This is a genomic window from Microcystis sp. LSC13-02 (assembly GCA_002282935.1).
In the GTDB taxonomy this organism is placed as follows: Bacteria; Cyanobacteriota; Cyanobacteriia; order Cyanobacteriales; family Microcystaceae; genus Microcystis.
The window spans coordinates 1-24621 of sequence record MTBT01000206.1; the positions used below are offsets into that span (position 1 = coordinate 1).

Genomic DNA, 24621 nt, shown 5'->3' on the forward strand with positions numbered 1-24621 from the left:
AGGGAATGCTATCCATCTCGGAATGGTTGGCAAAATCCTCCAGTGTTTTTACCAAGAGTTGTCAAACAATCCGAAACTGGTTTGGAGAAATTATTAGTTATTTCGAGCAAAGGACAACGAATGGGGTGGTCGAGGGAATCAACAATAAACTTAAACTAATAAAACGGAGAGGCTATGGCTTGAGAAACTTTCAGAATTTTTGGGTTAGAAGTATGTTATCTTGGCATCTTGTCTGTTGATTTAGCATAAAGAGTAACGAAGAGCCAAGATATTGTCATTGGCTTTCATCCTCCTGTACTTCGACAATTGACGGATTATGCAGTAGGATAGACTCGTTTATCCTACTGCAATTAATCTTGGTTAGCTGTCTGTTGTTTGAGAGTTATCTGTGGGTGACTTTGCTTTTTTTGATAGGACACATTTTACTTTTGTTGCGGCTAAACCTAATCCTAGTAATCCTAGACTAAAGACATTAGAAGGCTCAGGGACACTCTTTGGAGGCTGTGCGACAGATTTTATTGCAAGATGATCAAATTCAAGTAAATCTTCTGTAACTGGATTTGCAATTGGATATGTCGTTATATTTTCAAATCCTATCGAGGAAATCGATTCTCCTTGTAGTGCATCAATACGCAAGTAAGCATTACGTTGAAGTGTTGCCGATTTCCAATTTGCTCCTGCAAGCTGTTCAATTGTTTGTGAAAAAGGTATGCCATTGATGAAGAGGCGATGATTTGTTATTGGAACATCTCCTGGAGAAGATGGTGGGGGATTTAAAGATTGAAACCCTGAAAGCCCAATTCCAACTGATATAATGCTACTGCTAAAATTAAGCGTAGTAAGTTTTGCACATTCTGTACTCGGACAATATATACCATTACTAAATTGGTTACTAGGAATATTAAATAATGTGTGTTGACCATCCCAGCTTTGAAAATACGTATTTGAAAGATTAGGAAGACTTGTAATCGTTGATGTAAAAACTCCTCCAGAATAAGTAATACTTAAACCAGGAATTAGAGTTTTATCTTCAAAGTCCTCAATTGTATATCCTGTAATACCTACATTTTGATTGAGGATTGTAGGGTTAGATGAGAATACAGTAGATGGAAAAAATGTAATGCTTACTGCTTGAGCAGAATTTATTCCGATGAAGGATAATAGTGCAGCACCCGTAACCGTTGTTATTGATGCGTGAAAAATTAGACGATTCATGATGAATTTTCTCCTTGAATTTATTGTTTGGTAATCGAACTAAAGCAAGCGGCTCTTTAAGAAAGCTAAACCAAATTAATCTGGTTTAATTTAGCTGTCTGGTTCTTGGAGCTTATCTGTTGGTGACTTTGTTTTTTTTGATAGGACACCTTTTACTTTTGTTGCGGCTAAACCTAGTCCGAGTAAACCTAAACCCAAGATATTAGAAGGTTCTGGAACGCTTTTGGGAGGCTGTGCGACAGATTTTATTGCCAGACGATCGAATATAAGAAAATCACCTGAGCCACCACGAATACCAATTGAATTAATGGTTTCATTAGTAGAAGCATCTAATCGAATGTAGATGCTTCTACTGAAAATACCTAGTAGTGGTGCTGGAGCAAAATTATCAAAGTCGGCAAAATCTACACCATTTACAATTAAGGTAGAACTATTAGAGCCAGTGAATTCTAGATTGGAAATTCCCAAGCCAATGGATATAATTTTATTGGAAAAAGATAAGGTTGTTGTTGAATATGTCCGGGTTGGTTGATACGAACCTTGTCGATTATTATTCAAGGTTAAATTACCATCCCAAGTATTGCCAGTTAAACCGTCAATAGTAATGGGATTATAAGTCTTTGGTAAGCTACTAACGGGACCAAGATCTGGCGATTTCCATTCTATTGATAGTCCAGGAATTAGAGTGGTATCTTCAAAGTCTTCAATCTGAAATCCTGTTATTCCCGCGATCGCGTCACTAAAACCGATGGGTGAAAATGTGGTAAGTGTGATTGCCTGAGCAGAATTTATTCCGATGAAAGATAATAGCGAAGCACCAGTAACCATTGTAATTGATGCGTGAAAAATTAGACGATTCATGATGAATTTTCTCCTTAATTTGATTACTTCAAAACTTTGACAATCGAACTGAAATAGATTACTCTTCAAAAACTCAGCCTTAATTAAATTTGAGACCTTAATTGTGGAGGACTGATTTTCTCAAGATATGCTGGCAAATCATCCAGAGAAAGCAATGTCAAAAGACTTAACTTAGTTTCAACGACTTTCTCCAAAAAACCTAACACCTTACCCTCAGACATCTCAGCATTAATCTCCACAAAAACATAACCAATTCTGTCCGATAAAACCTCCTCAGAAATCTCGATAAAATCCTCACCCGGCATCACAGGACAACATTCAACTTTTCCCTTATCCCTCACCACCAAATCCGCTACAGCTAAACGAGATCGCATGATGGGATTCCAACTATCACTCGCTTCCAAATCTGTGGCAATACCCAGAGATCGTAAGCAACAGTTGACCGCATACACAGCCAAAGTATTGAGATAAACTTGTTCTGCTAGAGCAAAATCCGAATGTTGTTGACAAAAGTAATCCGCGATTTCATGGGCTTCCCTTCCTAGAGCAATCAAAAATACAGAACTATGATTAATTCCTGTAGGCATTATCTTGATTTCCCCCCATCGGAAACTTAAATTTTCCACAAAAATCCCTGCAAACTCAGCCAGTGAGTTTTTCAAAAGCTATTCACCTCCTTAAAAAAATTACAAATAAGACAGAATTTCCTGTCCGATTAAAGGCGCAACCGTCTTCATCTGGCGCGAGAAAAAATTCTTCACCACCGCCACCGTCAAGCTAAAAGAATCCGCAATCTCCTGCCAAGATCGCGCCTCCAATCGCGCCCTCAAAATTGCCTTCAAAGTCGCCTTCGGGCAATTATGGACATGATGGCGAGACAACAACTCCGGATCAGACTCAATATACTCAGCGATCAACTCCGACAAACAAAGCTGTTCCTCTGGCTGAGCCAAATTCTCAAAGACAACAGACTCACCGCTCACCTGCTGTAGAGGCGATACCGATAAAGTTGCCCTTGCCAGATCCAGAAAAACGCGATCGCCCAAAGCCCGATTAGCCCTTCTTAGCCCAGATAACCGACAGAGAACCGCCAACCAGACAAAGTTTTGCTGATTAATCGCGATCCCTTTAACCTGCAACGTTAACCAGAATCCCAGCCCAACCTTACCGACTTGACTACTCATTGCCGTCAGTTGGTACTTGCGACGAATCAGTTGCTGCTTCTGCGCCCTGACCAGCGGGTCAAGGGTTTCGGTATATGCCTCCCGCAACAGAATATCCAGGCGATAGTTGACCCAATCCAGAAAATTGCCCCGGTCAGGATCGAACTGGTCGAGGTGGAAAGCAACCCAACATAACGTTCGATTAACCGCATCCTCATAGACCTCTACAGAATAATGACCTCGACCCCGTAGCCGACCCGATAATCGCAGAGCATCAAGTAACCGAGCGATCGCGGGTTGCTGCTGCAAACCCACTGTCCTAGAACAGGAACGCGCTTGCATGGCGAGGTATTGCAGCTCATCATCATCGGTTTGCTTCAGGGAAGTTCCCCGATGGCGATGGGAGGCCATGGAATTCAAACGAACTTCAGAAGAGGAGAAACAGGGTTGGGTTAACGGCATAGATGATGTTCTCAACTGCTTTCATAAAAGAAATCACCTCAAACTCCTGCGAACGTCTCAAGTTGTTACAAAACTTTATATTTTAGAAATTTAATTGACGGTCAACCCCCTGATTGACTAAAGCGATTTCTTGGAATGAATATCCCGGCAGCCTCCATTAACGGTGCGTTCACTGGCGCTAGCGACACCCTACCTCGATCAATTTTGCTACATTCTGAATTTGGAATTGCTGGCCAACACCTGATCTTGTTGGCTCTGTGAAAGTCTGGGACTACAATAGAGAAAAGTGACAATTTTTGCCAGAGTGATCACCGAGGACTAATAAAGAATGACGGCTATCCTAGGGAAACCTGCCACACTTAACACTCCGATTCTGCACCGTCTTGCCAATGGTTTAACGATTATTGCCGAAAGTCAACCGGTAGAAGCGGTTAATCTCAATGTTTGGCTGCAGGTCGGCTCGGCCTTAGAATCGGATCAGATCAATGGGATGGCTCATTTTCTCGAACACATGGTTTTTAAGGGAACCCGTAACTTAGACAGTGGTGAATTTGAACGGGCGATCGAATCGAGGGGAGCGGTGACTAATGCCGCTACTAGCCAAGAATACACCCATTATTACATTACCACTGCCCCGCAGGACTTCGCCCATCTGGCCCCGCTCCAGCTAGAAGTGGTTTTAGAAGCTTTAATTCCCGATGAAGCTTTTGAGCGGGAAAGACAGGTTATTTTAGAAGAAATTCGTCGTTCTCAGGATAATCCCCGTCGTCGCACTTTTTATCGCACCATGGAGACTTGTTTTCAAGTTTTACCCTATCGTCGTCCGGTGTTGGGGCCGACGGAAGTGATTGAAAATCTTACTCCTCAACAAATGCGCGATTTTCATCGGACTTGGTATCGTCCCGAATGGATGACGGTGGCGGTGGTGGGTAATTTGCCTGTAGATGATTTAATGGCTATTGTGAGGGATTCTCTAGATAATTTAGGCAGTAAGGGCAATTCTGGGCTTATTTCCCATCCTATCGCTAATCTACAGCCCGAAGCTCCTTTTAACCAGATTATCCGTCAAGAATACGAGGATGAAAATTTGCAGCAGGCCCGCTTAATCCTATTTTGGAAAGTGCCGGGTTTGAGAGACTTAGAAAAAACCTATCCTCTCGATGTTTTAGCGGCTATTCTCGGTCAGGGCAAGGTATCGCGATTATTTCAGTCTCTGCGCCAAGAAAAGGGCTTAGTTTCCCAAATAACTGCCAGTAATATGTCCCAAGCAGTGCAAGGCGTGTTTTCCGTGTCGGCCCAATTAGCCTCGGAAAATATCGAGCAAGTGGAGAGAGAGGTAGTAGCACAGATTGAACAAATTCAACAGGAAGCTGTGACAGTTTCTGAACTGGAAAGAGTCAAAACCCAAGTGGCCAATCGGTTTATTTTTAGCAACGAAAGACCGAGCGATCGAGCCAACCTTTACGGTTATTATCATACTCAGATCGGTGATTTACAACCAGCTTTTTGTTATCCCCAACACATTGAAGCTCTCACTTTAGAGGACATTCAAAATGCCTCTCAAGAGTATTTAAATCCCAAAGCTTACGGTGTGGTTGTGGTGAGACCAATCAGTAAACAGTGAACAGTAATCAGTAAACAGTAATCAGTAATCAGTAATCAGTAATCAGGGATAAAGATGAAGATAAATAAATAACTAATTAGGGTCTGCTGAAAAAGTTTTTCGGTGGGGGTTGGGGGTTGGGGGTTGGGGTGTGGGGTGTGGGGTGTGGGGTTTTACCCATTTTCGAATTTTCCCCCCAATCACTCGAAGGGTCGGCACTTTTTGAGGGAAAAAAAGTCTAAAAACCTTGTTGGATAAGGTTTTTAGATTTATTCAGCAAACCCTAATTAACTTAAAACTTACATCTGATAACTGATAACTTATAGCATTTCTGATTCACAAGAGGTACATTATCAATGCTGAAAAGCTTAATTAGCAAAGGTTTAAGTGTGCCGCACAGATGCGAGAACCGCTATACATCTGATAACTGATAACTTACATCTGATAACTGATAACTGATAACTGATAACTGATAACTGATAACTGATAACCTATGTGGACTCAAATTGCTCGACATATTACCCAAACCACGGAAAAACCTTTTGAAATTGAGAAAAGTCGTCCCGTTAGTGGTGGCTGTATCAATCAGGGTTATGCCGTCACTGGCAATGGTTTAATTTATTTCGTTAAGATTAACCAAGCGAACCAAGAGGCCATGTTTGCTGCCGAAGCTTTAGGATTAAAGCAAATTCACGCTAGCAAGACTATCAGGGTTCCGGAGCCAATTTGTTGGGGAATTGCCGAGAAATCTAGTTATTTAGTGCTAGAGTGGCTAGAATTCGGCGGTGGCAATAGTCAAAGCTGGGAAAAAATGGGGCGAAATTTAGCTCGTTTACATCAAGTTTCCCTGTCCGATCGCTTTGGTTGGCAGTGTAATAATACCATTGGTTCTACTCCCCAGATTAATACCGTTAGTAACAGTTGGGCGGATTTTTTCGCTCATCAGCGTATTGGCTATCAATTAAGACTTGCGAAGGAGCGCGGCGGCAATTTTCCCGACGAGGATCAAGTTATTCCCGCTATTAGCGAGATTTTGAGTCAGCATCAACCCCATCCCTCCCTCGTCCATGGTGATTTGTGGTCGGGAAATGCGGCCATTACCGTCGATGGGGAACCGGTAATTTTAGACCCTGCCACCTATTGGGGAGACCGGGAGGTGGATTTAGCCATGACGGAACTTTTTGGCGGTTTTCCGGCGGCTTTTTATCGGGGTTATAACGATGTTTTCCCCCTCGATGGCGGTTATCAACAGCGCAAAACTCTTTACAATCTCTACCACATTCTCAATCACTTTAATTTATTTGGTGGTGGTTACGCTTCCCAGGCCAATCGGATGTTACAGGAAATTCTTTAAGGGTTTTACTTGTGAATCTTTGCTGAGGATAAATTATGTCTATTCGAGAAAATACTGTGATAAAAACTCCAGCGACAAAAGTATGTAACGATGCAGAGTTTATGGCGTTACCCGACGATGGTAATCGTTACGAATTGGTCAAGGGAGAGTTAACTAATATGGGTAATTCTGGGGCTTTACACGGTTATATTGCCATTCTTTTAAGTGCTGCTTTATTTGGTTTAGTAACATCTCGAAAACTAGGTGTATTATTGGACTCCAGCACTGCTTTTACTATGAAAAATGGCAATAAACGTTCTCCCGATATAGCTTTTTTTGCCAAGGAACGTCTGCAAGGATTGGAAGAATTGCCGACGGGTTTTCTAGAAGGTGGGCCAGATTTAGTGGTAGAAATTCTCTCTCCTGGCAATACAGTGGCAGAAATTGAGGACAAAATTGCCGAATATTTTGCCAATGGTACTCGTTTGCTCTGGGTTATCAGTCCGGGTCAACACTATGTCTTAGTTTATCGTTCTGGGTACGAACCGCAGCGATTATTAACATCAGGAGATTTTCTGGAGGGGGAAGAGGTGGTTCCGGGGTTCACTTTTCCCGTGGCCGACTTGTTTCACAAACTATCTTTTTGACTCTTTCTTCTCAACAAATCGGCTAATAAATCGGCGCTATCACTAATGGCTAGATGGGAAGCTTGTTGAGCCATGGCGGCCAATTTTTCGGGATTAGACCATAAATCGAGGACTAATTCGCTTAAAAACTGAGCAGTTAACTCATTTTGACGATAAAGATAAGCGGCTTGAGCTTCAGCGAAAACTTTGGCATTGTAGAACTGATGGTCTTCGGCAGCAAAAGGATAGGGAATTAAAATCGAAGGCGTACAAGTGATCGCTAATTCTGTTAAAGTGCCGGCTCCAGAGCGACTGATAGCCAGATTAGCTCTTTGCCATAATCCCGCCATATTGTCGTAAAAAGGCCGGGAAAAATAGTTAGAATGGCGCAAACTATCCGCTTCAGGGTCGTTTTCTCCCGTGAGATGCACGATATAAATTCCTTTTTCTAACCATTGGGGAGCGCTTTGCCGGACAATTTGATTAAGAGCCACGGCCCCTTGAGAACCACCGGCAACGACAATCAAAAAAGCAGTCTCTGGAATCGGTAAATCTAGGGACTGGGGAATGAGAAACTGCTCTCGTACTGGTGTACTAACCCAAGTGGTGCGAGTGCCGGGTAAATAGCTGGCGGTTCCCTGAAAACCGAGGGCGACCGTATCGCACCAGCGACCGAGAACTTTCGTGACTTTGCCCGGTATGTAGTTAGATTCGTGTAGGATGACGGGAATATTGGCTAAACGAGCCGCTAAAATGGTCGGGCCTGCGATATAACCCCCGGTGGTAAAAACTGCCGCTATCTGACGTTTTTTGATTAAACTACGCACTTGCCAAATGGCCCGCAGTTGACTGAACAGAATCTTGAGAGTTTTTAACCCCAAACGGGTTTGAAATCCCTCAATGGGAATGGTGTGCAGGGGATAGGTTTTTGGAACTAAGGACTGTTCGAGACGGTCTGGAACTCCTAACCATTCAATCTCGTAATCCGGCAAGCGCTCGGCCAGGGCCAAAGCGGGAAATAAATGACCACCAGTACCACTAGCGGCAATCAATAGACGGGTTGGAGTGCGTGCCATAATTCGAGAGAGGGAAAATTCAGCCCTAGAATGAAATAATCTACCATAGTTATTGATCGATCCTTACACAAACTATCACTAATGCGTAACTTGAACACAATCCCCGATAAATTTTTTCGTCAATCCCTCAATTTTTCCCTATCGTTGCTGTTAGGTTTGGGGTTAACTTTCACCCTCGCTACCGGCCTGCGAGCCGAAAAGCCAGAAACTGCTCCGGCTAATTTAAAAACGCTTATCTCCAAAATCGAAACGGCGGCTAACGAGCGAGATATCAAGCAATTAATGGAGTTTTATAGTCCGAAATTTACTAATTCCGATGGCTTGACCTACGAAAAAACTAAAAAGGTTTTAACTCATTTTTGGGAACGTTATAACAATCTAAAATACACCACGACTCTCGAATCTTGGAGTCGTTCCGGTGATAAGTTAACGGCCAATACAATTACTAAAATTACTGGGACGGGAAAGGTGCAGGGACGAGTGGTGGGAATGAATGCTACGATTCGTTCTCGTCAACAATTTCAAGGCAATAAACTTGTTTATCAGGAGATTTTAAGCGAGAGAGTCGAGTTAAGCACGGGCAAAAATCCCCCCAGTGTTCAAGTGAGAATTCCCGAAAGGGTGAAAGTGGGTCAAGAATTTGATTTTGATGTGATTATCCGCGAACCTTTAGGGGATGATTTATTGGCCGGAACGGCGATCGATGAGAAAGTAGATATTGAGCGTTATATTAATACAAAGCCTCTAGAATTGGAATTATTACAGTCCGGCGGTTTATTTAAGCGGGTAAAAGCCCCGGCAACACCGGAAAATCGTTGGTTATCGGCGATTTTAATTCAAGGAGATGGGATTGTTGTCGTTACTCAACGGGTTAAGGTAGAAAAGTAATTTTTATCTGGGTTTTGCTGAAAAAGCTTGTTGGTGGGGTGTAGGGTTTTATTCCCCCCGTTCACTCCAATGACTGGCACTTTCAGGCAATTTAATCCTTATTTTTGCCGTTTTTGAACCCTCAAAAATTAATTATGCAAGAGGTTTAATATAGCGTTTCCTGTTCACAAGAGATACATTATCGATCCTAAAAAGCTTAATCAGCAAAGGTTCAAGTGTAACTCACAGATGCGAGAACCGCTATAAATACTCTGATTAACCATAGAGGTGGGAAACATCGCTCGTCCATACTTTAAATTTTGTTAAATTTACTTGACCAAAAGACGTTGTTAGGGAAGCATCGACGGCATCTAAGCCGCGAGTCATTAAAATCCGCCCGATTCTGGGGGTGTTATGACGAGCATCAAAGGTGTACCATTGATGGTCTAAATAAACTTCAAACCAAGCACTAAAATCCATCGGTAGAGGTTGGGGAGAAATACCGATATCTCCGAGATATCCAGAGGCATAACGGGCGGGAATATTTAAGCAACGGCAAAAAGTCAAAGCTAGATGGTTAAAATCGCGACAAACCCCCGTTCTTTCCCGATAGACATCATAGGCGGTTTTCGTCACCCGCGCGTATTCGTAACCAAAACGAATGTGACTATGAACCCAATCACAAACCGCTTGTACCCTTGCCCAACCGGGGGGAGTTTGTCCGAAAAGTTCCCAGGCAATTTCCGAAAGCAAATCTACTTCACAATAACGGCTACTCATTAGGTAGGGAAAAACTTGGGTTGGTAACTCTGCTAAAGGAATTTCTTGGGCATTCCAATTAACGATATCGGGTTTCCATTCATTCTCGATAACTGCTTCATTGTGAATGCGTATCTGTCCGTCGGGTAAAATTAGACGACTGGTTCGATTACCGAAGCTATCTAAAAATTCTTCTATTTTTGTTGCCGGTTCCACCTGCAAATTTTCCGATTGTCTAACTTGATCTAAAATTGAGGGGTGTAGATAAAGTTTTAACAACATGACCACGGGTAAGGGGGCATCAAAGCCAAATTCATAACCAACACGGATTAACATTAGGACTCCTATCTAGATAGTAATTTTGTCGGGATTTGTCGGGATGAAACGCAAATAATCGCCAGACTGAAAAAAGTTATGCCCGACTACTTGGTTAAAAGTTTGAGGAGAAAGTAATGGCCGGGCTGAAAACCGATAAGCTTTGTACAGAGTTACTTTTATTATAAACCGCCTCAACTAAAAGCTTTGTAACTTTGAAGACAAGCCATCGGGAGGATTCGCTCTATCGAAAAGAGTCGGGGGTGGATGGTTCCTTTAATAGACGGATTTCAATGGGAATGTAGGCCAGTTTAGCAAAAATCTTTTGTTGATAACTGACAGGCCACCATTCGTAAAGAAAAATTTCTAAAGGTCGCCAGAGGGCCACCCAACCACTAATTAATAATCCTTCTTCTAAGAAGTGAATAAATGTATCGGTGCCGAAACGACTAATTAATTCGCTGAGACTCAAACAAACAAAAAGAAAGGAGAGACCAATTATCAAAGATATGCGTCCTTGTCGCCAAATTGTGCGTAATTTTCTTTGTTCTCCCTGTTGGCGATAGTCAAAATAATTATGTAAAGCTGAGGGTAACAGATGTCGGGCGGTATTCTGTTCGTTACTGGGAAGATAAAAGACTAATTTAAGGGGGGTATTTAGGGGGAAGTCATCCACAGAGTTAATAATATAGTTTTCGGCGTTATCGTCTAAATCTCTATCTAAGAATGGCGAAGGATCGAGAGAATTAAAGACTTGCTGTAACTGATTAAGTTTAATTTCAATTAAGTAAGTTCCTTCCTCCTCTCGATAATAGGATTGTAATTTATTTACCAGTTTAGACATTAGTTATTAATGTTAAGCAAATGGGGTGAACTGACACAACTAAAATCTACTACTAGAAGTTACTTCATCTTGCTCATACAGGCTGAGAATTGAGCTATCTGTGAGAATATTTTAGCTGTATCAGTCCCAGATAATTAATTTAATTTATCGACCAAAACCAGCGTACCAAAAATAGGTAGCCATCGGGATTACTGTGGCTAAAACCAGTAAAACTATCACCCAAATTGTGGCGCTTTTATCGTCAGTTTCTTCTGCGGTAGTAAAGGTACTTTCGATATTAATTGTCGCTACTTCCGGCGGTCCGGGATCTGCTTCTCCAGAAAGTACCGCCGTTAGACGACGACTAGCATCGAGTAAAGCTTGATTATATTTTCCCCCATCTTTGAGGGGAACTGCCATAGTTTCCGAGAGGATACTATCAGCAATAGCATCGGTTAATAGGGGTTTTGCTTCCTCCCCAACCCGCATAGCAGTTTTATTGGTTAAAGTATCAAGAACGATGATAGTTTGATTGGCACGATCCTCGGGGTTAGGATACCATTCTCTCAGGATATCATCGGCTAAATTGTCAATTTTTTGACCGTAATCCAAGCGCCGGACTACCACCATTCTCACTTCCTGGCCGGTTTTTTCGGCGAGGTTTTTCAGATCTTTATTTAATTTTCCTTCGTTAGCGGCACTAATGGCCGAAACGGGATCGACCACATAAGTGGGCGCTCCGGAGCTTAAAATAGGGAGGTCATAGACTCCCATGGCAGCAGCCGGTGATAGGGAAACACCCAAGGCTACACAGCAGGAGAGAAGGAGAGAAGCTAATAATTTGAGCATATTGATTCGGTAAAATTCCTATAGAACATAATAGGGGAAAAGTTTCCTGTTTTTTGAGTCGGGAAACGGGAGACGGGGTGATGGGGAGTATTTTCAGTGAACAGTGAACAGTGAACTGAAAACCCACATCTGATAACTGAAAACTCATATCTGATAACTGATAACTCACATCTGATAACTGATAACTGATAACTGATAACTGATAACTGATTATGAGTGATTTTGAGGAACTAGAGTCTAAAAAACGGGAAAAAGCCCTAGAAATGCAGGCATATCGCGATAATTTGCTCTCGCAGGTGACAAGATTACTAATTTCTCAAGATATCCACTTGGCGATCGATCATACCCTAGAACTGCTCTGTCAATTTACCCAGAGTGCGCGCTGTTACATTATTCAATATTCCACCTGTCGTCAGCAGTGGAGTATGGTTTATGAATGCTGTCACCCCGACTATCCGCAAGTTATCCCGATTCGGGAAGAATCACAAAATCTCTCGACGGAAACCTTTCCCTGGTTTTCTGAACAATTATTAAACGGTATTCCAGTTAAACTGAACTCTTTAGACGATTTACCCGCTACTGCTATCCCTGAAAGAACTATTCTCGCTCATAGTTCTACTCCCTGTCTCTTAATCGTTCCCATGTGGGATAGTTGTGGGGTAACGGTGGGTTATCTGGGATTGGATGCAAGTGCAGAAAAGCAATGGACGAAGGAAGATGTCACCTTTGTCCGGTTGGTGGGAGAATTAATTGCGATCGCACAAAGTAGATATGAAGCGGAAAAAGGATTAAAAGAGGCTAAAGAAGCGGCAGTTAAGGCAAATAAAGCTAAAAGTGAGTTTCTAGCTAACATGAGCCACGAATTACGCACTCCTCTTAATGCTATCTTGGGTTTTACTCGCTTAATATACCGGGATAGCAGCGTCAGCAGTGAATATCGGCAATATTTGGAAATTGTCAATCGTAGCGGAGAACATTTATTAGAGTTAATCAACGATATTCTAGAAATGTCGAAGATAGAAGCGGGAAGAACGGTTTTTAATCCTAGTAATTTTGATTTATACGCTCTTTTAGATAATATTGCCGAAATGCTACGCTCACAAGCGCAGGCAAAAGCTTTAAGCTTAATTTTTGATCGCAGCTCCGAGCTGCCTCAATATATATGTACTGATGAAAGTAAATTGCGACAGGTGTTAATCAATCTCTTGGGTAACGGATTGAAGTTTACTGAGTCGGGAGGGGTAACTCTCCGGGTAAAATTAGGGGAGAAAAGAGAAGATTATCAGCGATTGGTCTGGGAAATTGAAGATACAGGCGCAGGAATCGCTCCAGAGGAGATTTATAAGCTATTTCAACCCTTTAACCAAACGGAAACGGGACGAAAATCCCAACAGGGGACAGGATTGGGTTTACCTATCAGTAAAAAATTTGTTGAGTTGATGGGAGGTGCGATCGGAGTTAGTAGTATTCTGGGTCAAGGAAGTATTTTTAGTTTTGATATTCAGGTGGGTTTGGTGGGAGAAAATGAGATAAAAACAGAAACCAATAGGGCAAAAGTTATCGCTTTAGCCGAAAATCAGCCTAAATATCGCATATTAGTCGTCGATGATCGACCAGAAAGCCGTTTGCTGTTGCTGAAACTCCTGGCTACCCTAGGATTATCCGTGCAAGAGGCCGCTAATGGTCAAGAAGCGATCGCAATTTGGCAAGCATGGCAACCTCATCTTATCTGGATGGATATGAGAATGCCAGTGAAAAACGGTTACGAAGCAACTAGGGAAATTCGGCAGTTAGAGGCTGATAATCGCGGAAAAACGGTGATAATTGCCCTAACTGCCAGCGCTTTTGAAGAGGATCGCGCCTTGGTTATTGCCGCCGGTTGTGATGATTTCGTGCGTAAACCTTTCCGAGAGGAAGTTATCTGGCAAAAAATGAGCGAATATCTAGGATTAAAATATATTTATGCCGATAATGAGCCAAATCAACCCAATTATTCGCCTGTTTTCCTCGATTCCCTGCAATCGCTATTAAAATTAATCAGTCCCGTCTGGATTAGACAATTGCAACAAGCAGCGCGAGAATGTGATGATGAAAAAATTATCGCCCTAACCGCAGAAATTCCCGCCGATTATGCTATCCTTGCCCAAGGTTTACAACAGTTAGCCGGAGAATTTTCCTTTGATGCGATCGAAACCATAATTAGAGATTTAAACATATCTTAAGAGAGTATTTTATCTATATCTCAAAAACGTGATATTCTAAAGGCATAAATCCCTAAATATGGCAATTTTAAAAGATGAAACTGTTAAAAATGCTCATCGGCACTTGGTTAATACTGCCGATTTTTTCTGTTCAAGCTCAAGTCCCCTCGCTTCCACCAATTAAGCAAAATTCCCCCAATCTTGGTGATCTACCCAATGATCCCACCCAGCAGAAAAATTGGCTTTGTAACCGAGGAGATCAACGCATTGCTGTGGCTGCCAAAGAAGAGAAAGGTTGGAAAGAATTAATTGAAAAACAAGGTTGGCAATGTGGTGAAGGAAATACCGATATACCCGATCAAACTCTCGGCTTTTCCTGTGAACCAGAACAAACCCTCGGCCTCTTGACAGTTTACTGGTTAAATGGTAGTAATGGTCAACAACAATTAAGCCAATGGCGAGATAAATTAGCAGCACAACAGGGGATGGTTTGTACCATCAATAACGTGCGGTTATTCGATACTCAAGAAAATATACCCAATCCATTACAACCATGATTAAATTAGCAGTTTTACCTCAATCTATCCTCCTAGGTATCAGTTTACTATTCAATAATTCTCTGCCCTTACTTGCCCAATCTACACCCCTGAGCGTGGATAATTTAAGAAACACCGTCTATAATATTCCCAATCGGGGTTCCGTAATTGTCAGCGATGGTATTTTTCAATCCAATGAGGGACAGATTTTAGGAGTGCAAGTCAGTCGAGAAGCTTTGATGGGGGACTATAATAATGATCAAAGGACTGATGGGATTGCCGTGTTAAGAGTGATTACCAGAGATCAACAGCAATTACATTATTTAGCCCTAGTGATTGATAATAACGGTACTGCCACTAACACCGATACCGTCCTGTTAGCAGATCGAGTAATTGTCGATAATCTGAGTGCCAAAGATGGTATGATCACCGTCAACATGAGAAGATTTCTCCCCCGGGATCCTTCCTGTTGTCCGTCGGGAGTTATCACCCAACAATTTGCGATTAATCCTAGTATTAATCAATTGACTTTACTGAGTACCAACGAAAGTCAACCCACCACCCCAAATGTGCAGGTAGTTCCCGCTTCTCCCCTGAGAATTAATAATAATAATCTCCCCTTTCAACCTCCTGCTGGGGCCATCCAAATCCGCTTTTAACCTTGTTTTTGGTGCGTTACGCTGCCCTAACGCACCCCACCTTTTTACTTAACAAAAAATGGCCTACAAATATCCCATCCAACGCTGGTATATTGCCGCAGCTAATCCCGAAAAAATCGAGGGGTTAGCGCGAGAAATGGGACTATCATCCTTATTAGCAACTATCTTAATTAATCGCGGTATTGATACCCCCGAATTAGCTAAAACTTATATAGATCCTGAAGCGGATACCTTACCCTCTCCCCTGGGGGAATTTCCCGACTTAGAAAAAAGTGTCAATTTATTAGTAAAAGCGATCGCTAGAGGCGATAAAATTGCCATCTGTGGGGACTACGATGCCGATGGCATGACCAGTACATCTTTACTGCTAAGAGCCTTGAGACATCTCGGCGCGGACGTGAATCATGCAATTCCCAGTCGCATGAAAGAGGGATACGGAATCAATCAGCGCATTGTCGAAGAATTTGCCGAATCGGGAGTCGGATTGATTCTCACCGTTGATAATGGTATTTCCGCTCACGAACCGATCGCCCTAGCGATAGAATTAGGATTAAAAGTTATTATCACCGATCATCACGATCTGCCGCCAATTTTACCAAATGCCTCCGCTATTCTCAACCCAAAATTATTAACTCCGAACTCTCCCTATCAGGGATTAGCGGGGGTGGGAGTCGCCTATATTTTAGCGGTGACAACTGCCCAAAAAATGGGTAAATTACAGGGATTAACCGAGTCATTATTAGCATTATTTACCCTAGGCACTATAGCAGATTTAGCCCCATTAATCGGGGTAAATCGTCGCTGGTTAAAACGGGGTTTAAGAAAATTACCCAAATCCCAATTAGTCGGGATTCAATCCCTGATGCAAATAGCGGGAATTAGCGAGGAACAAAAGCAATTACAACCGGATGATATTGGCTTTAAATTGGGACCGAGAATTAATGCAATTGGCAGAATTGGTGATCCCCAGATAGTTATTGAATTATTAACCACCGATGATGCGGGAATTGCCTTAGAAAGAGCGATGCAGTGCGAACAAATTAATCGTACCCGTCAAGAATTGTGCGAAAAAATAGAAGAAGAAGCGATTAAATTAGTCGAAGAAACACCGATTCTTTGGCAAAAAGATCGAGTTTTAGTATTAGTCGAAAAAGATTGGCATCATGGGGTAATTGGTATTGTGGCATCCCGTCTAGTGGAACGCTACGGAGTGCCAGTTTTTATCGGTACTTACGAGGAAGAAGATACGGGTAAAATTCGCGGTTCTGCCAGAGGAATTGAAGAATTTCACGTTTTTGAAGCCCTGCAATTTTGCCAAGATTTACTAGGAAAATTTGGTGGTCATAAAATGGCGGGGGGTTTTAGTTTACCCACACCTAATTTACTAGCATTTAAACAAAGATTAAGTCAATTTTCTCACAAAATTTTACAAATAGAACAATTAAAACCTTTAATTAAAATTGATACTATCATTGACTTTAAACAAATTACTCTCGAACTTTTTCAACAAATTGATAGTTTGCAACCCTGGGGAATTGGCAATGAATTACCCGTTTTTTGGACTCCTAACGTGCGGGTAGTGGAACAGAAAACTATCGGAAAAAATCATTTAAAATTATTACTAGCTCAAAGCGATGATACCAGAATTAAGGCATTAGCTTGGCGTTGGGGCGAATATTGTCCTTTGCCAAATCGTTTAGATATTGCCTATAAACTAAAAGAAAATACTTGGAACGGCAATACAACTATAGAAATTGAATTAGTGGGAGTGCGATTACCCCAAGAAAATAATAATATTAAAAAAGCAATTTTTATGCACGCCGAAAAAATGTATCAATGTAGTTTTTGGGGTGATTTAAACGAGATTCGCATCAAAAATGAACAGGGCGATATTTTAGTCGTGCAGAAAGGGCAGCGAATTGGTTTATTAGGCAAAAATCGGCAACAAGCTAGAGAAGTCAACGTGACTGAACCCCGTTTTTATACTTTAATTAAAGTTGCCATCAAAGCTTTGGCTATCTAGGTCTGGCTGAATAAACCTAATACCAAATCCGTTTTTAATAGTGTGATTAACTCTCAAGTTATAAATTGTTTCTCCCTACACCCCACACCCCACACCCTTTGACGATGAACCAAACCATAGTGATCAAAATCGGTACTTCCAGTTTGACCGATAATGAAACTGGACAATTATCCCTCTCCACGATCGCCGCTTTAGTGGAAGTCCTCACCCGGTTGCGCGCTGCCGGTCATCGGGTGGTATTAGTATCTTCCGGTGCTGTGGGAGTAGGCTGCCGTCGTCTGGGAATACAGGAAAGACCGAAAAAAATCGCCCTTAAACAAGCGATCGCCGCCGTCGGTCAAGGTCGTCTGATGCGGATCTATGATGACCTCTTTACCAGTCTTGGTCAACCGATCGCCCAAATTTTGCTGACCCGTCCCGAATTAATGGAACGCACCTGTTATGTCAACGCCTATAATACTTTTCAGGCTTTGTTTGAATTAGGGGTGATTGCCATTGTCAACGAAAATGATACCGTGGCGATCGATGAGTTAAAATTCGGCGATAATGACACCTTATCAGCCCTTGTAGCCAGTTTAATCGAGGCTGACTGGTTATTTATCCTCACCGATGTGGATCGCCTCTACAGTGCCGATCCGCGGCTATTTCCCGAAGCGGCGGCCATTGCCCGAGTTAGTCCCGCGGAATTAGCGCAACTATCGATCGATGCCGGTAGTAGTGGCAGTCAGTGGGGGACCGGGGGTATGGCGACTAAATTGGCAGCGGCCCGGATTGCCACCAGCGCCGGGGTAGAAATGGCGATTACTAGGGGAGGGCAGCCCAGCAATATCTTAAAAATTATGGCAGGAGAGGCGATTGGAACCCGTTTTGAGGCCCAAAAACGCAGTGATAACGCCCGCAAACGCTGGATCGCCTACGGACTAATGCCCATGGGTAAAATCTATCTCGATGCTGGGGCAATTCAAGCCATTTGTCAGGGGGGAAAATCTCTCCTAGCGGCCGGGATTACCAAAGTGGCAGGGGAATTTAGCGCCTCCGAATCGGTGCAATTGTGCGATCAAGAAGGCCGGGAATTGGCTAGGGGAATTGTTAATTATAGTAGTGAGGAGATCGATCGAGTTAAAGGTCAACATTCCGAGCGTATTGCCAGTTTATTAGGTTATATGGCTGCAGAAACCATTATTCATCGGGATAATCTCGTTATTTTGAGCGCCTCGTCAAATAAGAGATAATTCCGCCACTCAGAGCAAGTCCACCCAATGCCTTAAATGTAAAGAAATGTCTCAAAAAAACAACAAATTGTTAGACAAGCAAGAGAGTTAGACTAGGGATGTCCCCCGAAGTTCAACCCTGTGAGATTATAAATAAAGCGAAACTCAAAAATGTCTTTATTGCTGTTGGGAGAAACTTAATAATGCGAGACGCGGTAACTAGCCTGATTAGAAAATACGATGTCACCGGACGTTATCTCGATCGAGATGCGATCGATAATCTTAAACAATATTTCGCCTCGGGAACTGCCCGTCTAGCTGCCGCCGCCCTAATTAACGCTAATTCGGCGGCGCTCGTGCGTGGGGCGGCGATTCGTCTATTTGAAGAAGTTCCCGAATTGATCCGCGCTGGGGGTAATGCCTACACCACCCGTCGTTATTCTGCCTGTCTGCGGGATATGGATTACTATCTCCGCTATGCCAGTTATGCCCTAGTAGCTGCTGATACTAATGTTCTAGATGAGCGGGTACTGCAAGGACTGCGGGAAACCTATAATTCCCTCGGTGTTCCCATCGGTCCGACGGTGCGCGGTATCCAAATCATGAGCGAAATGATTCAAACCATGGCTCTTGATGCGGGTATTGCCGACACCTCTTTGATCGCTGAACCCTTTGATCATCTCACCCGCGAATTAAGCGAAGTGTCTATCTAATGCAGTTGTCAGTTATCATTTTTGTCCGTTCAATTTTTGATTGAACGAACCTGCGTCAGTCCCCACTCTCAGCCTAGGGGAGTGGGGAAGGTACAGGAAGGGGAACCATTAAGTGGTTCTCCTCGTGCGGAAGCATGAGGCAACCGCCATCGACGAAGAAGCGTCAGAAACTTCCCACTCAGCCAAGCGGTGGGGAACAGTTGATTAAAACATTGTCCAGCTTTCTTTGACCCATGACTCTCCCCTCGGATTTTCCCCTAGAACCACCGGCTACCAATAAAGATCCCCATCGTGATTATCGCGGACTCGATCGCAGTAAACTCACCCCCATGTATCAGCATTATGTGGAGGTAAAAGAAACCTATCCCAATGCCCTTTTACTCTATCGTGTGGGCGATTTTTTCGAGTGTTTCTTTCAGGATGCGGTGATTATCTCCAGAGAATTAGAATTAGTTCTCACCAGCAAGGAAGGGGGTAAAGGTATTGGGAGAGTCGCGATGACCGGGGTTCCCCACCACGCCCTAGAGCGCTATAGTCGTTTATTGGTGGAAAAAGGCTATGCGGTGGCGATTTGTGACCAAGTAGAGGATTCGACGGAAGCAGCCGCCGAAAAACGGCTAGTAGAACGCGCTATCACCAAACTGCTCACCCCCGGAACCCTCACCGATGAGGGAATGTTAAACGCAAAAAAGAATAATTTTCTGGCCGCAGTGGTGATTACCGGAGAAAATTGGGGATTAGCCTATGCAGATATCTCCACCGGAGAATTCTACACCACCCAAGCCAGCGATTTAACGGCTTTAAGCCTAGAATTAACCCGTTTACAGCCCTCGGAAATCCTTTTTCCCATCAATGCCCCCGATTTAAACCGTATTTTGCGCCCAGGGGAAAAATCTGACCATCTCCCCCCCTGTTTACCCGATAGTTTTTGTTATTCTCTCCGTCCCCAAACTATCTTTACTCTCACAGAAGCGAAAAATCGTCTCCTAATCACCTATAAAATGCGTTCCCTAGAGGGGATGGGCTGCGAACATTTACCCCTCGCTATTCGCGCTGCCGGAGGCCTATTAGAATACATTGAAGATACCCAAAAAGCCAATCAAGTCCCCCTACAACCTTTAAAAACCTACTCTATCTCGGAATTTTTGATTTTAGATGGGCAAACCCGTCGCAACCTTGAAATTACCCAAACGGTGCGCGATGGTAGCTTCTATGGTTCTCTATTATGGGCGATCGATCGCACTTGTACGGCCATGGGTAGTCGCGCTTTACGTCGTTGGTTACTGCAACCTCTCTTAGATTCTCGTGGTATTCGCGCCCGTCAAGATACTATCCAAGAGTTAAAGGATAATCCCTCCTTGCGCCAAGATATTCGGCAAAAATTAAGGGAAATCTACGATATAGAACGTTTAAGCGGTCGTGTTGGCGCAGGAACAGCTAATGCGCGCGATTTACTTTCCCTAGCGGCATCTTTAGTCAAATTAGCCGATTTAGCGGCTTTGGTCGCCTTAGGAAATTCGCCCTATTTGAAAGCTTTACAGCAAATTCCCGCCGATTTAGAAAAATTAGGCCAGCAGGTAATCGCGCATCTGGTGGAATCTCCTCCGCTGCATCTGAAGGAAGGGGGGGTGATTCGCGAGGGAATTGATGCCCAATTGGATGCCCTGCGGCGCGACTATCAGGAAGTAATCGATTGGTTTAAGAATCTGGAGACGACAGAAAAAGAAAGAACGGGTATTAGTAATCTTAAGGTTAATTATAACAAAACTTTCGGTTATTATATCAGTTTACCCCGCAGTAAAGCCGATTTCGCCCCAAAAGATTATGTGCGTAAGCAAACTTTAGTCAATGAGGAACGTTATATCACCACCGAGTTAAAGGAGAAAGAAAATATAATTCTGACGGCAGTAGATGAATTAAATAAGTTAGAATACGAGATTTTTAGCGATTTACGCCGTCAAGTGTCCGAATTTTCCCCAGAAATCCGGGAAGTAGCCACAAAAGTCGCCGCTTTGGATGTGTTGGCCGGATTGGCAGAAATCGCCGTTTATCAGGGATATTGTCGCCCGGAAATCGCGGATGGTCGTCTTATCGATATTAAGGATGGTCGTCATCCCGTGGTGGAACAATCGCTTGGGGCCGGCTTTTTTGTGCCGAATTCGATTAATTTGGGCAATCAGGAGGGTTTAGAATACCCCGACTTGATTATTCTCACCGGTCCCAATGCTAGTGGCAAAAGTTGTTATCTGCGACAGGTGGGATTAATTCAATTGTTGGCCCAAACTGGTAGTTTTGTCCCGGCAAAGTCGGCCAAAATCTCTATCTGCGATCGCATTTTCACCCGGGTGGGGGCTGTAGATGACCTCGCTACCGGCCAATCCACCTTTATGGTGGAAATGAACGAAACTGCCAATATTCTCAATCACGCCACGGAGAGATCATTAGTATTATTAGACGAAATTGGCCGGGGGACAGCCACTTTTGACGGTTTATCCATAGCTTGGTCTGTGGCGGAGTATTTAGCCACGGTACTGCAATCGCGGACGATTTTCGCCACCCACTACCACGAACTGAACGAATTAGCCTCAATCTTAGAGAATGTGGCTAATTATCAGGTAACGGTCAAGGAATTACCCCATGAGATAGTATTTTTGCACCAAGTACGACCGGGAGGCGCGGATAAATCCTACGGTATCGAAGCGGGGAGATTAGCCGGTTTACCAGCTTCTGTGATCGATCGTGCCATGCAGGTGATGGGTCAAATCGAAAAACATAGTAAAATTGCTATCGGTTTGCGTCAGGGAATTAAGAAAATTAAACCGGTTAAGTCAGATAATTCCCCATCTCTCCAGCAGTTAGATATTTTTGATGACAGTAAGTAGTCGTGCAAAGCTCAACTTTGTCTCCTTTGTCTCTCCGTGGTTCACGAAAAGGCTGCATCTCACATTTGCAGAAACACCGACAATCAACAATTATCAGTAACCCTTAAACTGGGACAAATATATGAACAACCGCGTGTAATACCATTTTTCAAAAGTAATGGCAGAGATGGTTAATTGCCCTCACCCCCAACCCCTCTCCCAGAAAGGGAGAGGGGAGTAAGATACCTATAAGCATCCCACCGAAAAACTAATGCGCTCCGGGGTTTGGGGGATTCTACCTCCCAAAAGCTTGAATTGAGGGAAAAAATCGAAAGTAACGCCCGATTTTAGAAGATAGTTTTCCCTTTAAAAATCTTCCTTTTTCAACAATATTAAAACTGTAAAAACTTTTTAATTTGAGTCCAAAGATTGCTAAAAGATTCTTTCATTTCCTCTTTAATTTTCCAGCGTTTAAAGGCTTCTTCATAAGCAATTCCTTGATTTTGAAAAGTTTTCCAAGCTGAGAGAGAAAGAGGTAAACCCATCAGCAAAAAGATATAAATTGCCCAAGAAATTGTTCCCGCACTAATTAAATTAATGGTAAGAAAAAAACTATTAATAATCAGATAGCGAACGGTTTTATGTTTTAGCTCCTCGCGACGAAAGCGATCGAATTCCTGCCGCTTATAACTGAGCATTTTTGACTCTTGCCAGTCCTTTTCCGCTGCTTCTAAGTCTTTAACTTCAATAGCTAAATCGTCGGCAATTTCTAACAACTGTTGACGGGTAATTTCTCCCTTATCCCCTTGACGGGAGATAGCCAAATAGAGAATTTCCTGCACATCCTCTTGACTGTAGGATTGGGGAGGGAAAAAATCGGGGTTTGGCATAGCGATAGAGAAAGAAATAGGTTCCTTCTCTATTATGGGCGATCGATTTAGCGATTGACAGTTAGACGAGACAGGGAGTTTTTAGCTGATTTAACCATGCTTCTAAATCCTGCAAAGAGCGATCGGCATATTGACCGTAACGTTCCCGTTTATTGCGGATTTTTTGGCTAAAATTCGGCAAAATGCCAAAATTTGGCGGCATCGGTTGAAAATGTTTCGGTTCGGCACTGCTGATAAACTCAAATAATGACCCCATCATCGTTGTGGTCGGCAATGTCACCGTTTCTAATCCTAAAACTAAACGAGCGGCATTAGTTCCCGCTAACCATCCCCCAGCAGCCGCAGCCGTATAGCCTTCCGTCCCGATTAACTGTCCTGCCGCTAATAGCGTCGGTCGCGATTTAAACTGGAGACTGGATGATAATAACTGGGGAGAATTGATAAAGGTGTTTTTGTGCATCACCCCCATGCGGACAAATTCGGCCTTTTCTAACCCCGGAATCAGACGGAAAACTCGTGTTTGTTCACCCCATTTTAAATTAGTTTGAAATCCCACCATATTCCACAATTGCCCCGCTTTATCTTCCATTCGCAACTGTATAACTGCGTAGGGACGTTGATCCGGATATCTGGGATCCGCTAATCCCACCGGTTTCAGGGGACCAAAACGCATGGTATCTTCTCCCCGACAGGCTAATTCTTCGATTGGTAGGCAAGCCTCGAAAAATTTGGCATTTTCTCGCTCAAAATCCTTTAATTCTGCCTGTTCTGCCTGTTTTAGTTCTTGCCAGAAATGCAGGTATTGTTCCCGATCCATGGGACAATTGAGATAGGCGGCCTCACCTTTATCGTAACGGGAGGCCAGAAAAGCGATCGATCGATCGATCGATTCCCCTAGAATAATCGGACTAGCGGCATCAAAAAAGCTCAGATAGTCCAGACCCGTGAAATTTTGCAGATCCGCGGCTAAAGCAGCACTGGTTAACGGTCCAGTGGTTAAAACGACGATACCATCCCGGGGAATTTCCGTGATCTCCTGACGTTTTAAGGTGATTAGAGAGTGGTTAGCCAGCATTTCCGTCAAATTTCGACTAAAGACCCCTCGATCGACCGCTAAAGCCCCTCCTGCGGGGACACTGTGCTGATCGGCCTGGGCAATAACTAGAGAATTTAAGCGTCGTAATTCTTCATGGAGTAACCCGGTGGCGCGATCCACCGCCATGGCACCAAAGGAGTTACTACAGACTAATTCGGCTAAAAATTGGCTATGGTGGGCGGGACTAGAGCGAATTGGGCGCATTTCGTACAGGATCACGGGAATACCTGCTTGGGCTATCTGCCACGCCGCCTCAGTCCCCGCTAATCCTCCACCAATTACATGAATAGGGCGATCGATCATAGTTGGGAGAAAATGGCTAGAGTAGGATTATTTTAGCGTCAGTTCCGAGTCACCAAAAAATAAGCTGCCCGGACATTTAAATTGCTTATAGCGGTTCTCGCATCTGCGAGGCACACTTTAACCTTTGTTGATTAAGCTTTTCAGGATTGAGAATGTACCTCTTGTGAACAGGAAAC

22 protein-coding genes are annotated in these 24621 nt (G+C 43.3%); 12 read left to right on the top strand and 10 right to left on the bottom strand.

All coding sequences use genetic code 11. The features are described 5' to 3' along the window. Nucleotides 1-239, top strand: a 239-nt coding sequence (locus tag BGL89_RS12425; RefSeq protein WP_286825965.1) for a transposase, incomplete at its 5' end; no start/stop codon positions are given. Between the two features lie 121 nt (nucleotides 240-360). Here the strand turns inward: BGL89_RS12425 and BGL89_RS12430 are convergent. From BGL89_RS12430 to BGL89_RS12445, 4 genes are all read right to left on the bottom strand, one after another. Continuing rightward, nucleotides 361-1215: a PEP-CTERM sorting domain-containing protein gene (locus BGL89_RS12430; RefSeq protein ID WP_286825966.1), complete on the bottom strand. Its 855-nt coding sequence runs from the start codon at nucleotides 1213-1215 to the stop codon at nucleotides 361-363. A gap of 90 nt (nucleotides 1216-1305) precedes the next feature. After that, nucleotides 1306-2076: a PEP-CTERM sorting domain-containing protein gene (locus tag BGL89_RS12435; RefSeq protein ID WP_286825967.1), complete on the bottom strand. Its 771-nt coding sequence runs from the start codon at nucleotides 2074-2076 to the stop codon at nucleotides 1306-1308. Nucleotides 2077-2159: 83 nt separating this feature from the next. Beyond that, nucleotides 2160-2738, bottom strand: coding sequence for a DUF1822 family protein (locus tag BGL89_RS12440; protein WP_286825968.1), 579 nt, complete (start codon nucleotides 2736-2738; stop codon nucleotides 2160-2162). A 24-nt stretch (nucleotides 2739-2762) separates the two neighbouring features. Then, nucleotides 2763-3701, bottom strand: a complete 939-nt coding sequence (locus BGL89_RS12445) for a hypothetical protein (RefSeq protein ID WP_286825969.1) — start codon at nucleotides 3699-3701, stop codon at nucleotides 2763-2765. A gap of 328 nt (nucleotides 3702-4029) precedes the next feature. On the opposite strand from BGL89_RS12445, the gene BGL89_RS12450 reads away from it, so the two are divergent. The 3 genes from BGL89_RS12450 to BGL89_RS12460 all read left to right on the top strand — a co-directional run bounded on the left by BGL89_RS12450 (nucleotide 4030) and on the right by BGL89_RS12460 (nucleotide 7284). Continuing rightward, nucleotides 4030-5325 (top strand): M16 family metallopeptidase, encoded by a 1296-nt coding sequence (locus BGL89_RS12450; protein WP_286825970.1) that lies wholly within the window; start codon nucleotides 4030-4032, stop codon nucleotides 5323-5325. Between the two features lie 472 nt (nucleotides 5326-5797). Continuing rightward, the gene (locus tag BGL89_RS12455; protein WP_286825971.1) at nucleotides 5798-6658 is read left to right on the top strand and encodes a fructosamine kinase family protein; all 861 of its coding nucleotides are present in this window, start codon (nucleotides 5798-5800) and stop codon (nucleotides 6656-6658) included. A gap of 35 nt (nucleotides 6659-6693) precedes the next feature. Beyond that, the gene (locus BGL89_RS12460) at nucleotides 6694-7284 is read left to right on the top strand and encodes a Uma2 family endonuclease (protein ID WP_286825972.1); all 591 of its coding nucleotides are present in this window, start codon (nucleotides 6694-6696) and stop codon (nucleotides 7282-7284) included. Here BGL89_RS12460 and murG read toward each other — a convergent pair. Then, nucleotides 7266-8339, bottom strand: a complete 1074-nt coding sequence (gene murG, locus BGL89_RS12465; protein WP_286825973.1) for an undecaprenyldiphospho-muramoylpentapeptide beta-N-acetylglucosaminyltransferase — start codon at nucleotides 8337-8339, stop codon at nucleotides 7266-7268. The two genes, BGL89_RS12460 and murG, sit on opposite strands and share 19 nt — an antisense overlap. Before the next feature lie 81 nt (nucleotides 8340-8420). Between murG and BGL89_RS12470 the strand changes: the two genes are divergently transcribed. Next, nucleotides 8421-9227, top strand: coding sequence for a DUF8623 domain-containing protein (locus BGL89_RS12470; RefSeq protein ID WP_286825974.1), 807 nt, complete (start codon nucleotides 8421-8423; stop codon nucleotides 9225-9227). Between the two features lie 255 nt (nucleotides 9228-9482). On the opposite strand, the gene BGL89_RS12475 is transcribed toward BGL89_RS12470, so the two are convergent. From BGL89_RS12475 to psb32, 3 genes are all read right to left on the bottom strand, one after another. Next, nucleotides 9483-10301 (bottom strand): transglutaminase-like domain-containing protein, encoded by an 819-nt coding sequence (locus BGL89_RS12475; RefSeq protein ID WP_286825975.1) that lies wholly within the window; start codon nucleotides 10299-10301, stop codon nucleotides 9483-9485. A 223-nt stretch (nucleotides 10302-10524) separates the two neighbouring features. Then, on the bottom strand, nucleotides 10525-11124 hold the full coding sequence (locus BGL89_RS12480; protein WP_286825976.1) for a hypothetical protein: 600 nt from the start codon (nucleotides 11122-11124) through the stop codon (nucleotides 10525-10527). Between the two features lie 144 nt (nucleotides 11125-11268). Beyond that, nucleotides 11269-11952: a photosystem II repair protein Psb32 gene (gene psb32 / locus BGL89_RS12485; RefSeq protein ID WP_286825977.1), complete on the bottom strand. Its 684-nt coding sequence runs from the start codon at nucleotides 11950-11952 to the stop codon at nucleotides 11269-11271. A gap of 212 nt (nucleotides 11953-12164) precedes the next feature. Between psb32 and BGL89_RS12490 the strand changes: the two genes are divergently transcribed. The 7 genes from BGL89_RS12490 to mutS all read left to right on the top strand — a co-directional run bounded on the left by BGL89_RS12490 (nucleotide 12165) and on the right by mutS (nucleotide 22177). Further along, nucleotides 12165-14174 carry an ATP-binding protein gene (locus BGL89_RS12490; protein WP_286825978.1) on the top strand — a complete coding sequence of 670 codons (2010 nt, stop codon included), beginning with the start codon at nucleotides 12165-12167 and terminating at the stop codon, nucleotides 14172-14174. Nucleotides 14175-14248: 74 nt separating this feature from the next. Further along, a complete protein-coding gene (locus BGL89_RS12495) occupies nucleotides 14249-14710 on the top strand; it encodes a hypothetical protein (RefSeq protein ID WP_286825979.1) in 462 nt (153 codons plus the stop codon). Further along, nucleotides 14707-15348, top strand: a complete 642-nt coding sequence (locus BGL89_RS12500; protein WP_286825980.1) for a hypothetical protein — start codon at nucleotides 14707-14709, stop codon at nucleotides 15346-15348. The genes BGL89_RS12495 and BGL89_RS12500 overlap by 4 nt, the downstream gene beginning before the upstream one ends. 58 nt (nucleotides 15349-15406) lie before the next feature. Beyond that, the gene (gene recJ / locus BGL89_RS12505; RefSeq protein WP_286825981.1) at nucleotides 15407-17371 is read left to right on the top strand and encodes a single-stranded-DNA-specific exonuclease RecJ; all 1965 of its coding nucleotides are present in this window, start codon (nucleotides 15407-15409) and stop codon (nucleotides 17369-17371) included. Nucleotides 17372-17475: 104 nt separating this feature from the next. Then, on the top strand, nucleotides 17476-18603 hold the full coding sequence (gene proB / locus BGL89_RS12510; RefSeq protein ID WP_286825982.1) for a glutamate 5-kinase: 1128 nt from the start codon (nucleotides 17476-17478) through the stop codon (nucleotides 18601-18603). 182 nt (nucleotides 18604-18785) lie between these two features. Further along, nucleotides 18786-19295, top strand: a complete 510-nt coding sequence (apcB, locus tag BGL89_RS12515; protein ID WP_502692619.1) for an allophycocyanin subunit beta — start codon at nucleotides 18786-18788, stop codon at nucleotides 19293-19295. 233 nt (nucleotides 19296-19528) lie between these two features. Then, nucleotides 19529-22177 carry a DNA mismatch repair protein MutS gene (mutS, locus tag BGL89_RS12520; protein ID WP_286825984.1) on the top strand — a complete coding sequence of 883 codons (2649 nt, stop codon included), beginning with the start codon at nucleotides 19529-19531 and terminating at the stop codon, nucleotides 22175-22177. Nucleotides 22178-22548: 371 nt separating this feature from the next. Here the strand turns inward: mutS and BGL89_RS12525 are convergent, their stop codons facing one another. Then, entirely contained in the window at nucleotides 22549-23046 is a 498-nt protein-coding gene (locus tag BGL89_RS12525; protein ID WP_286825985.1) for a 2TM domain-containing protein, read from the bottom strand. Between the two features lie 61 nt (nucleotides 23047-23107). Beyond that, nucleotides 23108-24445 carry an FADH(2)-oxidizing methylenetetrahydrofolate--tRNA-(uracil(54)-C(5))-methyltransferase TrmFO gene (gene trmFO / locus BGL89_RS12530; protein ID WP_286825986.1) on the bottom strand — a complete coding sequence of 446 codons (1338 nt, stop codon included), beginning with the start codon at nucleotides 24443-24445 and terminating at the stop codon, nucleotides 23108-23110. Nucleotides 24446-24621 lie beyond the last annotated feature (176 nt).